The organism is Allobranchiibius sp. GilTou38 (genome assembly GCF_017565325.1).
Taxonomy (GTDB): domain Bacteria; phylum Actinomycetota; class Actinomycetes; order Actinomycetales; family Dermatophilaceae; genus Allobranchiibius; species Allobranchiibius huperziae.
In genome coordinates, this window is record NZ_JAGEKN010000003.1 from 201,008 (window position 1) to 213,021 (window position 12,014).

Consider the following 12,014-nt stretch of genomic DNA (forward strand, 5'->3'; position numbering starts at 1 on the left):
CCACACACCAGGCAACGGCCCGCTCGGCGCATACCGAGCGGCTACTCATCGGCGCCGCGAGACCACGTGCAGCCAGACCGGCGTCCGCGAGGTGGATCGCCTGGGTCCCCTGACCGCATCCGACGTCGAGTGCGGTGCCGAGCCCGTCCAGATGCGCTGCGAGCTGCTCTGCGATCAGGTGCTGAGGGACGGCGTTGCGCAGCCCGCCGAGTCGCTCGACCCAGACTCCCTCGACCTCACCGAACGACGCCACCGGTCCAGTGTGCTCGGACCCTCCGACACCGCTCGGCTCGATGGGTGAGCACTCATCCCAACGAGGAGGTCGCCGCTCGCAGGTCGTCCAAGGCGGCCACCGCGTGATCGGCGAGCCCTTCACCGTCCGAGGGATCGCCTTCGGACCACGCGGCGAAGCCGCGCTTGAAGGCCAGGACCCCCAGCTCCGCGGCGAGGTGGGCCGTCGGGTCCGGGACGCCTCGCGCAGCGAGGGCCTCCGTCATCGCCGCTGCGAGACCGACGCTCTTGAGGGCGTCGCGTTCCTGGAGTTCCGTGCTGGCCGCCACCGCCGCCTTGATGCGCGGGCCGATCTCGCGGTTCGTGGGACCCATCGCGCCCGACGCGCGCCGCAGTCCGGCCGCAACGGCCTCCAGCGGGGTCGCGCTCGGCGGCGCTTCGGCGATCCCGTCGGCGAGCAGTCGGCTCAGGGTCTCCTGGCCGGCGACCAGCAGCTCCCGTTTGTCGGAGAAGTGCCGGAAGAAGGTGCTCTTGGTGACTCCGGCCCGTTCGGCGATCTGCGCGACGGTCGTGGCGTCGTAGCCCTGCTCGGTGAACAGATCGACCGCCGCGACGACCAGCCGCTGGGTCGCGCCGGGTTGCCATCGAGCCATCGCCACATCCTAGGTGATGGGACATCGGTCTCATCATCGGTGTAGCGTGATGGGACAACAGTCCCTTCACTCCCCAGGAGCACCCAATGCAGGTATTCGTCACCGGAGGCACCGGCACCATCGGTTCGCCCGTCGTCGCCGAGTTGCTCGGTCACAACCACACCGTCCTTGCACTGGCCCGTTCGGAGGAGTCGGCACGGGCTCTGGAAACCGCGGGCGCCGAGGTGCTGCGCGGCACCCTGGCGGACCTCGACATCCTGCGGGCCGGTGCCGCGCGATCCGACGGGGTCATCAGCCTGGCGTTCGGGCGCGACTACGGCACGCCCGAGGCGCTCGCCGCCGGCGTCGCCGAGGAGAGCGCGGCCCTGACGGCGCTGGGCGAGGAACTCATCGGGAGCGACCGCCCGATCGTCGCGGTCTCGGGCACTCCCTGGATCCCGGGCCGTATGTCGACCGAGGCCGACCCGCTACCGACCGACGGCCCGGTGGGCGGTCGGGGCCGTTCGGTCAACGCATTGCTGGCGTTGGCCTCGCAGGGCGTCCGGAGCACGGCCGTCCGGATGCCGCGCACGGTCCACAACGAAGGAATGGGCGGGTTCGCCGGACTGCTGACCGACACCGCGCGCCGCAACGGCGTGTCCGGCTACCCGGGTGACGGCACCCAGCGCTGGCCGGCCGTGCACGCGCTCGACGCGGCAGCACTGTTCCGGCTGGCCCTCGAATCCGCGGAGCCCGGCACGGCCTGGCATGCCGTGTCGGACGAGGGCGATGCGGTGCGTGACATCGCGACGGTCATCGGCGCTCAGCTCGACCTCCCCGTCGAGTCGGTGCCAGAAGCGACGTACGGCCCGTTCGGCGTGATCTTCGCGATGGACCAGCCGTCATCCAGCGCGTACACCCGCGACGCCCTCGGGTGGCGGCCGACCCATCCCAGCCTGCCCGAGGACCTGCGCAACCTGCGCCCCTGACTCGGTTCCCGCGCGGCGACCGCATCTGCACGGAATCGCATCTGCCAACGCGCTACCAGGTGACCCGCGGCGGGTGTGGATAACCCTTAAAACCCCCACCTCGGGGAAGGGGGATGTGGATATGTCGAGCCGAATCTTCATTATTTACAATGAGATTCGGCTCATTAATCCTTGTGCTACACATCGAACACGCGTATGATACAGGTTATAAGGATGTGGTAGGGATCAGCAGCCGCAGGAGGGGCCATGGCGCAGTCGACGACCGACACGCAACGCCCTGCTGCGCCGGGCTCTGGTACCCGGTTGTTGAGTCTGCTGCGGGAGTTCGCGACGTCCTTGGACCATTGGCCCGATGCGGTCTACCAGCTGAGCGAGCCCGAACTGGGCGAGGTCGTCGGGACGATGCTGCGGATCGGTCTCCGGGCAGAGAACGTCGCCGCACTGGCCACCGCGGATGCCCTGACCCGGGGGACGGTCGCGAATTCCACCGCGACGGGTGCGCCGGCGTGGGTGGCCCGGCAAGCGACCGGGGTGGACCCGGCCGTTGTGCGCCGGGTGGGCTCGGTGGGTATCGAATGCGCCGACCCCCGCAACACCCTCATGACAGATGCGTTGGCGACCGGGTCCGCGACCGTGCCGGTGGCTGCCGTCGCGGTGCGGGAAGTGCCACGGATCGGCCGGCAACTGCCCACCGTGGATCGCGACGAGCTGATGGGGCGCTACCTGTCCCTCTCGGCGTACGGGCCGCGCGCGTTGCGTGAACTGTCGACCCGGATCCGAGGCCAGTACGCCCCCGAACAACTAGTCCGCGACGAAGAGGTGCAGCAGGAGTGCGAATCGGTGCGATGGTATGGCCTGCCAGGTGGGCTGACCCGGTTCGAGGCCGACCTGTCCACCGGGAACGCCGCCATCGTCAAACACGCCCTACAAGCATTGTCAGCGCCCGCGCCTGCGGCACCGGACGCCGAGACCGGTGCACCCGAGCGCGACACCCGCACCCCCGCCAAGCGCCGGGCCGATGCGCTCGTGAGGCTGGTCGACACCGCTGCAGGGATCCTGGACGGCACCGCACCGCGGCCGGTCGGGGAGTTCGGCGGGACCGCCAAGATCCTGGTCACCATGGACTACAACACCCTCTACGAAGGGCTTCAGAAGGCCGGCCGTCTCGGCCAAAACGGTCCAAATGAAGGCGGATCCGCGCCGACGTACCTTCCCGGAATCGGACGGACCACCGACGGGGACCACTTGGACGCCGGGACCCTGCGGCGGCTCGCCTGCGACGCCGATCTCATCCCCGCGGTCCTCGGTGGCGAGTCCGAACCCTTGGATGTCGGCCGCGCCAGACGCCTGTTCACCGGGGGCCTACGGACCGCGATCATCCACCGCGATCAGCACTGCACCTTCCCTGGATGCGATCGACCACCGGACTGGTGCGATGCACACCATGTCGTGCCCTGGTGGGCCGGCGGCGAGACAACACTTACCAACGCAGCGCTGCTCTGCGCGCGCCACCACACCATCGTGCACCGCCACCTGCTCAGCGCCACCGTCACACCCACTGGCGTCACCTGGGACCTCACCGCAGGACTCATGCCCACCCGCCTCGGCCGACATCCAGCAGCATGACCGGCGAGCATCACGGTCGGCGACTCGATCCCGTCCCCCACGTCCTGAGTCCCTCGTGCCGAGCGCGCCGCTACGGTCGGGTGCGTTCGTCCCCACCACCACGGAGGCACCAGCATGTCGAAGGTCCGGGTCCACAACTTCGCCGTGTCACTCGACGGTTTCGCCACCGGCGAGGGGCAGACGCTGGAGACGCCGTTCGGCCACGCAGGGATGCGGCTGATGCAGTGGGCATTCGGCACCCGGACGTTCCGCGCGATGCAGGGCCGCGAGGGTGGGACCAACGGGGTGGACGAGGCGATGGCCTCTCGCTGGCAGACCGGCATCGGCGCGGAGATCATGGGCCGCAACAAGTTCGGCCCGCAGCGCGGACCGTGGCAGGACGAGGAGTGGACGGGCTGGTGGGGTGACAACCCGCCGTTCCACACGCCGGTCTTCGTGTTGACCCACCACTTGCGGCCGGATCTCACGATGCAGGGCGGCACGACGTTCCATTTCCTGGATGAGACGCCGGAGAAGGCACTCGAGGCCGCGCGCGAGGCGGCCGGCGGTCTCGACGTCCGCATCGGCGGCGGACCGTCGACCGTGCGCGAATTCCTGGCGGCCGATCTGATCGACGAGCTCCACCTCGCGCTGGTCCCCATCGTCCTCGGCCGGGGCGTGCGGCTGTGGGACGGCCTGGAGGATGTGCAGGACCGCTTCGACATCGAGGCGGTGAGCACGCCCAGCGGCGTCACGCACCTGAGCATGACGCGGCGGGCGTGACGCCCGCGCTCACAGGAGCGAGAGCAGCACCGCCGCCAAGCCGTCGTCCTCGACGGTGCCGGTGACCTCATCCGCGACGGCGAGTACGTCGTCCGGCGCCTGTCCCATGGCGACGCCACGGGCAGCCCAGGCGAGCATCTGCACGTCATTGTGGTGGTCGCCGACCGCGACGGTGTCCATCGGCTCGACGCCGAGCGTGCGGCGTACCTGCTCCAGGGCGGACGCCTTCGAGACGCCCTCGGGGTTGATGTCCAGCCACGCGGTGAAACCGATCGCGTAGTTCACCTCGTGCAGGCCGAGGCGATCCGCGAGCGCCATGAAGTCCTCCGAGGTGCCCGTCGGTGAACGGAACGTCACCCGCGTGGTGCGGGTGTGCAGCAGCTCCTCCCACGACACGACGCGCTGCTCCCCCAGCAGCTCACCCTCTGGGAACGGCGCGCTCACCAGGTATCCGACGCCGAGCTGTTCGCTCGCGACGACCCCGTCGGCCCACTGCCCCTCCAGCGCGGCGAGCGCCCGGCTCGGGTCGAAGGTCACCGACTCCACGACGTCGTAGCCGCCGTGTCCGTCGAGCATGATCGTCACCGCACCGTTGGAGCACACCGCGTACGCCGCGCCCAGGCCCAGCTCGGTCGCGATCGGCACCGTGCCGATGAGCGAGCGCCCGGTGGCCAGGACGACGTGGTGCCCGGCATCGCGCACGCGACCCACGGCGTCGCGTACGACGGGTGACAGCGAACCGTCGTGGTGCACCGTGGTGCCGTCGATGTCGAGTGCTATCAGGAGCGCCATACGCGCCACCCTACGGAGCACGAACCGCTGCTGCTCACAACCTGATTCGTAGCAGGTCGGCGTTGCGTTCACGCACCAGCACACCGACCGCGATCGCCAGTGCCAGGAACCCGACCAGCAGCTCGATCCACAGTCCCCAGCCGACCGAGAAGGTCGCCCTGTTGCCCAGGGCACGGGCGTTGCCCGCCACCTTGTCGAAGAAGTCGCCGGACTGGTTGTTGACCCGGACCGCGGAGAAGATGACTGCCGCGATCTGCGCCAGCGCAGCCACGGCTGCCACGATGCCCGCGGGTCCGGACCAGATGCGCAGACCGCGCAACGCACCCGCCATCAGAAGCACTGCTGCGCTGCCACATACCAGCCAGGCACCGAGGCTCGGCCCGTGCCCGGGTGCGGCGCCGGCGTTCGGCAGATCGGTGCTGACCGAGCCGAACCCGTTCAGATACAGGTGAAACTCCTGGCCCGTGAACACGCCGGAGAGGCCGAACGCGATCGACGCCCATGTGGCGAAGCACAGCAGCACCATGACCAGCGCGATGGGCACCAGCAGCCACGACCCGACGTTGCGCCCTACCGGTGCCGTCCCCTCGGCGTCGTCGACGTCGTCGGAGTCGACCTGCGGTCCTGCGTCCTTGCGCGTGCTGCCCTCGTCCGTCACGCGATCGAGGGTAACGAGCAGGCCTGTCAGACCGGCCGCAGCACCTCGAGGCCGAGGAAGGGCCGCAACGCATGCGGCACCACGACCGAGCCGTCGGCCTGTTGGTGGTTCTCCAGGATTGCGACCAACCAGCGGGTGGTGGCCAGCGTGCCGTTCAGCGTGGCGACGGTCTCGGTGCGGCCCTCCGGCGTGCGGTAGCGGGTGTTCAGCCGACGCGCCTGGTAGGTGGTGCAGTTGGACGTCGAGGTGAGCTCGCGGTAGCGACCCTGTGTCGGCACCCACGCCTCACAGTCGAACTTGCGCGCCGCCGGATTGCCGAGGTCGCCGGCCGCGGTGTCGATGATCCGGTAGGGCACCTCGATCTTGGCGAGCATGTCCCGCTCCCACATGAGCAGTCGCTCGTGCTCCTGCTCGGCCTCCTGCGGCTCGCAGTAGGAGAACATCTCCACCTTGTGGAACTGGTGCACCCGCACGATGCCCCGGGTGTCCTTGCCGTACGACCCGGCCTCGCGGCGGTAGCAGGCCGACCACCCGGCGTACCGCTTGGGACCGCCGGTCAGGTCGAGGATCTCCCCGGCGTGGTAGCCCGCGAGCGCGACCTCGGAGGTACCCGTGAGGTACAGGTCGTCGGCCTCCAGCCGGTAGACCTCGTCGGCGTGCGCGTCGAGGAAGCCCGCGCCCTGCATGACGTCGGCCTTCACCAGGGTCGGGGTGATCATCGGGGTGAACCCGTGGTGCACCGCCTGCGCGATGCCCATGTTGAGCAGCGCCAGCTCGAGCTGCGCGCCCACACCGGTCAGGAAGTAGAAGCGCGAGCCGCCCACCTTGGCGCCGCGTTCCATGTCGATGGCGCCGAGGCGCTCGCCGAGCTCCAGGTGGTCCAGCGGCTCGAAGTCGAACGTCGTGGGGTCACCGTCGACCTCGCGGACGGTGAAGTTGTCCTCGCCACCGGCCGGCACGCCGTCGACGATGACGTTGCCGATCTTGCGCAACCCCTGCTCGTACGCCGAGCCCGCCTCGCCCGCCGCGGCCTCGAGCGCCTTGACCCGCTCGCTGAGTGCCCCTGCACGCTCGCGCGCCTGGTTGGCGGCGGCCTCCAGCTCGGCGGTGTCGCCGCCCTGTTTGCGGGCGGCGCCGAGCGCGCCCATCGCCTTGCCGACGTCCTTGCTCACGCTCTTCTGCTCGGCGCGGGCCGCCTCGAACTCCTGCAGAGTCGACCGCCGACGCTCGTCGGCGCCCAGCACCTCGTCGACCAGTCCTTCGTCGTCGCCCCGGGCGCGTTGGCTCGCGCGCACCAGGTCGGGGTCGTCCCGCAGCAGTTTGATGTCGATCACGCGGGTCAGGCTACTGGCGTACCGATCCGCGCTCCCAACCCGTTTCGTCCGGCCGCCCCGGTCGGACCGACGCTCGGGTAGGTTTCCCCTCAACTACCGAGACGATGGAAGAGGCTGACACGTGCGACAGGCCGCCGTCGTCGTCAACCCCAGCAAGTTCCGGCGGTTGGACCAGCTGAAGGTGCTGCTCGAGCACATCTTCCACGACTACGGCTGGGCCGAGCCCCTCTGGCTCGAGACCACGGTCGAGGACCCCGGCGCCGGCCAGGCGCGCGAAGCGCTGGCCAAGGGCGTGGACCTGGTGTGCGCGCTCGGCGGAGACGGCACCCAGCGGTGTGTGGCTCAGGGCCTGGCCGACTCCGGGATGCCGCTCGGGATCCTCGCCGCGGGCACCGGCAACCTGCTCGCCCGCAACCTCAAGCTCCCGCACCACCGGTTCGCCGACGGGCTGCGGGTCGCGCTGTCGGGGCGGGACCGCAGGATCGACCTGTCGATGGTGCAGTTGGACGTCGACGGCGACGGGGTCTGGACCGAGCCCGAGGTCGGGCTGGTGATGACCGGGATCGGCCTCGACGCCGAGATCCTCGCCTCCGCCGACGACACCCTGAAGGACCGGGTCGGCTGGCTGGCCTACCCCGCGGCGGGGATCCGCTACATCGCGCACGACCGCATGCAGGCCACCATCGCGCTCGACGGCGACGGGGCAGGCCCGCCGGAGCGCATGTCGAGTGTGCTCATCGGCAACTGCGGGTTGCTGACCGGCGGCATGCGTCTGATGCCCGATGCGGTCATCGACGACGGCATCCTCGACACCGCGGTGCTGCGGCCCTCCGGCCTGCGGGGCTGGCTTCCGCTCATCGGCCAGGTGGCGGTGGGCTCCAGCCGCGAGACGCGCACAATCGGCCGGCTGCGTTCCTCCAGCATCGAGGTCCGGTGCGCCGCACCGGCCATGGTCGAGGTCGACGGCGACGTGCTGGAACGCGCGTACGCCGTCCGGGTCACCGTCGATCCCCTGGCGGCGACGGTCCGGGTCCCCCGGACCCGCAGGAACTAGGCCTCAGTTCGCGAGCCGGCTGCGCTCGACGAGCGCGCCGGCCTGCTTGACCGTCCGCATCCGGGGCGAGACCTCCAACGTGGCGATGCCCGGCACGGCCCCGACCTGTCGCGTCACGAGCCGGTAGAGATCCTCGTGATCACGGCACACCACCGCGGCCATCAGATTGTGCGGGCCGGTGATCGCGGCCGCGAAGGTGACGCCGGGGATGCGGGCCAACGCCTGCCCGCACGCCTCCAGGTCCGCCGGCGCCGCCGTCATCCACAGCTGCGCCGACACCTCCCACCCGAAGGCCTCGGCGGAGATGTCGACGTCCAGGTGCGCCAGTCCGCGGTCGAGCAGGACATGCAGCCGACGTGCTGCCCGCCCCTCCGTCATGCCAGCGGCCGCCGCGAGCTGGGCGTACGTCGACCGGCCGTCGATCACCAACCGGTCCAGGATCGCCTGGTCGCCCGGGTCGAGCTGGGTGACCGCGGCCGGTACGGCGGTCTGCTCGTCACCGACGGACGCGCGCAGCCGGCGTTCCTGGTCCGGCGTCAGCTCGTGTTCCAGCCCCGCCCAGTCGTCGGCGCGACCGGCGAGGTACGGGTGCAACGTCATGGCAGCGGTCACCCCGAGCACGGGCGCCGTCTGGGCCAGGCGCTCCAGCAGGAGATCCTCCCGCGCCTGGGCGGTGCGCGAACGTACGACACAGACCACTTCGGCGGCTCCCCCGCTGATCGACACCCAGCCCACATCGGCGCGTTTCGCAAGCGCCTGGGCCAGCACGGCCGTCCCGCTCGGCTTGCACTGGATGCGCACGACCCAGTTGCTCTGTCCCAGCGCCTCCGTGCTCAGCACCGCGGTCACGCGCACGACCCCTTCGCCGCGCAGGCGTCGATAGCGGCGCGCGACCGTCTGCTCGGAGGTGCCCAGCACGGCGGCGTACAGGCTGAACGCCGCGCGCGGCGCCAGCTGGAGGCAACGAACGAGTGCCCTGTCCAGGACGTCCAAAGTGGCAGATTCCACGCTCACATGATCTTGTGTAGCAGAAATCCTCACAGACCTCCCTCGTGAGCGTGGGCCTGTCACCGGTCGGGCGGATGATCGATACCAAGCCGATGTACCGCACCCAGCGCACGCGTCGGCACCGTCAGCCGACCAAGGAGCACCTCATGAGCACACCACGTGCCGACGCCGCGCCGCCCGGCGCCTACCACCCCGCGCATCTGGCCGCCAGCGACGCCACGGACACCGCGGACGCCACAGCGACCGATGCAGGGCCGGTGAAGGGACACCCGGCCCACCTGGCCCACTCCACCGACTCCGACAACTCTCCCTCAGCGCCCGACGAAGCTCGGCACGCGGAGACCACCGCTCCCGGGAACGGCAAGTGGTGGACACTCGCCGCCGTGTGCTTCGGCACGTTCATGCTGTTGCTCGACGTGACCATCGTCAACGTGGCGCTGCCGGACATCCAGTCCTCCCTGGGCTCCAGCTTCTCCGATCTGCAGTGGGTCATCGACGCGTACGCGCTCACGCTCGCCTCGCTGCTGCTCACCGCGGGCTCCCTGGCCGACATCTTCGGCCGCCGCCGGCTCTACATCGTCGGCCTGATCCTCTTCACTGCGGCGTCCGCACTGTGCGGGGCCTCCCAGAGCACCCTGATGCTGCAGTTGAGCCGAGGCCTGCAGGGCGTCGGCGGTGCCGTGATGTTCACCGTCTCCCTCGCGCTGCTCGCGAGTGCGTTCCACGGCAAGGACCGCGGCACGGCGTTCGGCATCTGGGGCGCCATCACCGGCGTCGCCGTGGCCATCGGTCCGGTCTTCGGCGGACTGCTCGTCTCCAGCCTGTCGTGGCGTTGGATCTTCTTCGTCAACATCCCGGTCGGCGCGGCTGCCCTGGCCATCACGATCTGGCGGGTGGCCGAGTCGCGCAACCCGAAGGCGAAGCGTCCGGACTGGATCGGGTTCGTGCTCTTCACCGCGTCGCTGAGCTCGTTGGTCTACGCGCTCATCGAGTCCGGCCGCACCAGCTTCACCGACAGTGTCGTGGTGGGCTGCTTCGTTGCTGCGGTCGTCCTGATGGCGCTGTTCGTGGTGCTCGAACTGCGTTCCAGCAAGCCGATGCTCGACCTGAGCCTCTTCCGACTGCCCACCTTCTCCGGCGGTGCGATCGCGGCGTTCGGGATCAGCGCGGGCATCTTCTCGATGCTGCTCTACCTCACGCTGTACCTGCAGGACGTGCTGCGCTTCAGCGCCCTGGGCACCGGCCTGCGGCTGCTGGTGCTGTCCGGCGCGATCCTCGTGGTGGCCACCGTCTCCGGACGCGTGAGCTCGCACCTGCCGGTCCGGTTCCTCATCGGACCGGGCCTCGCGCTCATCGGCATCGGGCTCCTGCTCATGCGCGGCATCGACGCCTCGAGTGAGTGGACCCACCTCATCCCGGGCATGATCATCGCGGGGATCGGGATCGGCATGGTCAACCCGCCGCTCGCCTCGACCGCCGTCGGCGTGGTCCCGCCCCGCCTCGCCGGGATGGCGTCGGGCATCAACAGCACCTTCCGTCAGGTCGGCATCGCCACCGGTATCGCCCTGCTCGGCACCCTCTTCGCCTCCCGGCTCGACGACGCGATCCGCGCTGGTGCCGCGGGCGGTCCACTGGCGGGGCGCAGCGGGTCACTCGCGTCCGCCGTGCAGTCCGGTCAGGTGTCGGCCGCGCTGGCGAAGCTGCCGAAGTCGCAGGTGGCCATCGCGCAGCACCTGGCCGCCGCGGGATTCACCACGGCGCTGGACCGGATCCTGCTGATCGCCGGGATCATGACCCTGGTGGCGGCGGTGGCGTCGTTCCTCCTGATCCGCACGAAGGACTTCCACACGCCCGGCGAGGGCGAGCAGGCGGCCGAGGCCGCCTGAGTCAGGCACCGTCACTCGACGGTGTCACAGATAGAGCCGAGGGACGCAGGTCTACCTGCGTCCCTCGGCCCTTACTGCGTCAGTGTGGGCGCTCGCCGCGCAGGTCTGCCAGCCAGCGGTCGGCGTCTGCGAAGGCGTCGTCGGTGGCGGTGAGCTGGATGCTCGCCTGCTGGCCGTCGGCGCGCGGATAGGAGCCGAGGAAGCGGACATCGGCCGCCACCCGGCGCAGCCCGGTCAGTGCCTCGCCGACCCGGGCGTCGCGCACGTGCCCCTCGAAGTCGATCGAGAAGCAGTAGCGGCCCATCACGTCCCCGGTCGGACGTGACTCCAGGCGCGAGATGTTGATGCCCCTGGCCGCGAACTGCTCCAGCAACTCCAACAGACCGCCGGCGTGGTCGTCGTACTGGTAGACCACGACGGTCGTCTTGTCCGCTCCCGTGGGTTCGGGCAGCTCGCCCGGTCGCGCGGCGAGCACGAACCGGGTGACGGCCCCCGAGCGGTCCTCGATGTCGCTCGCCAGCACCTGCAGTCCCGTGCCCTGCGCGGCGACGGGCGCGCACACCGCGGCCTGATAGCTGTCGACCAGTCCTGCTGCGAGGTCGGCGGCTGCCGCGGCCGTCGACAGCGTCGGCACGTAGACGGCGTCCGGCAGTTCCGAGCCCATCCAGCCGCGCACCTGGGCCCAGCCGTGCGGGTGGGTGCCGACGGCGCGTACGTCGTCACGCGTCGTGCCCGGGCGTACGGCGAGCACGAAGGTGATCGGCACCAGCACCTCACCGACGACCGTGAGGGGATCGCCGGTGTGCAGGGCGTCGAGTGTGGCGGATACCCCGCCCTCCACGGAGTTCTCGATCGGCACCATCGCCGCGTCGATCTCCCCCTCTCGCAGCGCTGCGAGCGCCTTGTCGACGGAGGAGAAGGCCGTCTGCTCCCGGCCCTTCGCCGCGGGCCACCCGGCGAGGGCGGCCTGGGTGAACGTGCCCACCGGGCCGAGGAATCCGTAGTGCGTCACAGGTCTCGCCATTCGTTGCGAATCACGTGC

The 12,014-nt window shown here is 70.3% G+C and carries 12 protein-coding genes; 6 read left to right on the forward strand and 6 right to left on the reverse strand.

Annotated elements, in window-relative coordinates; all coding sequences use genetic code 11:
- Positions 1-91 precede the first annotated feature (91 nt).
- The gene (locus tag JOB34_RS01445; protein ID WP_208051055.1) at positions 92-301 is read left to right on the forward strand and encodes a hypothetical protein; all 210 of its coding nucleotides are present in this window, start codon (positions 92-94) and stop codon (positions 299-301) included.
- A 4-nt stretch (positions 302-305) separates the two neighbouring features.
- Here JOB34_RS01445 and JOB34_RS01450 read toward each other — a convergent pair whose 3' ends face one another.
- A complete protein-coding gene (locus tag JOB34_RS01450) occupies positions 306-884 on the reverse strand; it encodes a TetR/AcrR family transcriptional regulator (protein WP_208051056.1) in 579 nt (192 codons plus the stop codon).
- A gap of 86 nt (positions 885-970) precedes the next feature.
- On the opposite strand from JOB34_RS01450, the gene JOB34_RS01455 reads away from it, so the two are divergent.
- The 3 genes from JOB34_RS01455 to JOB34_RS01465 all read left to right on the forward strand — a co-directional run bounded on the left by JOB34_RS01455 (position 971) and on the right by JOB34_RS01465 (position 4,240).
- Entirely contained in the window at positions 971-1,852 is an 882-nt protein-coding gene (locus tag JOB34_RS01455) for an SDR family oxidoreductase (protein ID WP_208051057.1), read from the forward strand.
- A gap of 246 nt (positions 1,853-2,098) precedes the next feature.
- A complete protein-coding gene (locus JOB34_RS01460) occupies positions 2,099-3,478 on the forward strand; it encodes an HNH endonuclease signature motif containing protein (RefSeq protein WP_208051058.1) in 1,380 nt (459 codons plus the stop codon).
- A gap of 114 nt (positions 3,479-3,592) precedes the next feature.
- Positions 3,593-4,240: a dihydrofolate reductase family protein gene (locus tag JOB34_RS01465; protein WP_208051059.1), complete on the forward strand. Its 648-nt coding sequence runs from the start codon at positions 3,593-3,595 to the stop codon at positions 4,238-4,240.
- A 9-nt stretch (positions 4,241-4,249) separates the two neighbouring features.
- Here the strand turns inward: JOB34_RS01465 and JOB34_RS01470 are convergent, their stop codons facing one another.
- Genes JOB34_RS01470 through serS form a run of 3 tightly spaced genes read right to left on the reverse strand, consistent with a single transcriptional unit; the run spans position 4,250 to position 7,024 of the window.
- On the reverse strand, positions 4,250-5,032 hold the full coding sequence (locus tag JOB34_RS01470) for an HAD hydrolase family protein (RefSeq protein WP_208051060.1): 783 nt from the start codon (positions 5,030-5,032) through the stop codon (positions 4,250-4,252).
- 34 nt (positions 5,033-5,066) lie between these two features.
- Positions 5,067-5,690 (reverse strand): hypothetical protein, encoded by a 624-nt coding sequence (locus JOB34_RS01475; RefSeq protein ID WP_208051061.1) that lies wholly within the window; start codon positions 5,688-5,690, stop codon positions 5,067-5,069.
- A 26-nt stretch (positions 5,691-5,716) separates the two neighbouring features.
- Positions 5,717-7,024, reverse strand: a complete 1,308-nt coding sequence (gene serS / locus JOB34_RS01480; RefSeq protein WP_208051062.1) for a serine--tRNA ligase — start codon at positions 7,022-7,024, stop codon at positions 5,717-5,719.
- Between the two features lie 121 nt (positions 7,025-7,145).
- On the opposite strand from serS, the gene JOB34_RS01485 reads away from it, so the two are divergent.
- Positions 7,146-8,078 carry a diacylglycerol kinase family protein gene (locus tag JOB34_RS01485; RefSeq protein WP_208051063.1) on the forward strand — a complete coding sequence of 311 codons (933 nt, stop codon included), beginning with the start codon at positions 7,146-7,148 and terminating at the stop codon, positions 8,076-8,078.
- A gap of 3 nt (positions 8,079-8,081) precedes the next feature.
- Here the strand turns inward: JOB34_RS01485 and JOB34_RS01490 are convergent, their stop codons facing one another.
- Complete coding sequence (locus tag JOB34_RS01490; protein ID WP_208051064.1) at positions 8,082-9,092, reverse strand: Lrp/AsnC family transcriptional regulator; 1,011 nt, start codon at positions 9,090-9,092, stop codon at positions 8,082-8,084.
- 140 nt (positions 9,093-9,232) lie between these two features.
- Here JOB34_RS01490 and JOB34_RS01495 point away from each other — a divergent pair, with 140 nt between their 5' ends.
- Positions 9,233-10,972: an MFS transporter gene (locus tag JOB34_RS01495; protein WP_208051065.1), complete on the forward strand. Its 1,740-nt coding sequence runs from the start codon at positions 9,233-9,235 to the stop codon at positions 10,970-10,972.
- Between the two features lie 79 nt (positions 10,973-11,051).
- On the opposite strand, the gene pheA is transcribed toward JOB34_RS01495, so the two are convergent.
- Positions 11,052-11,984 (reverse strand): prephenate dehydratase, encoded by a 933-nt coding sequence (gene pheA / locus JOB34_RS01500; RefSeq protein ID WP_347813682.1) that lies wholly within the window; start codon positions 11,982-11,984, stop codon positions 11,052-11,054.
- Positions 11,985-12,014: the final 30 nt, after the last annotated feature.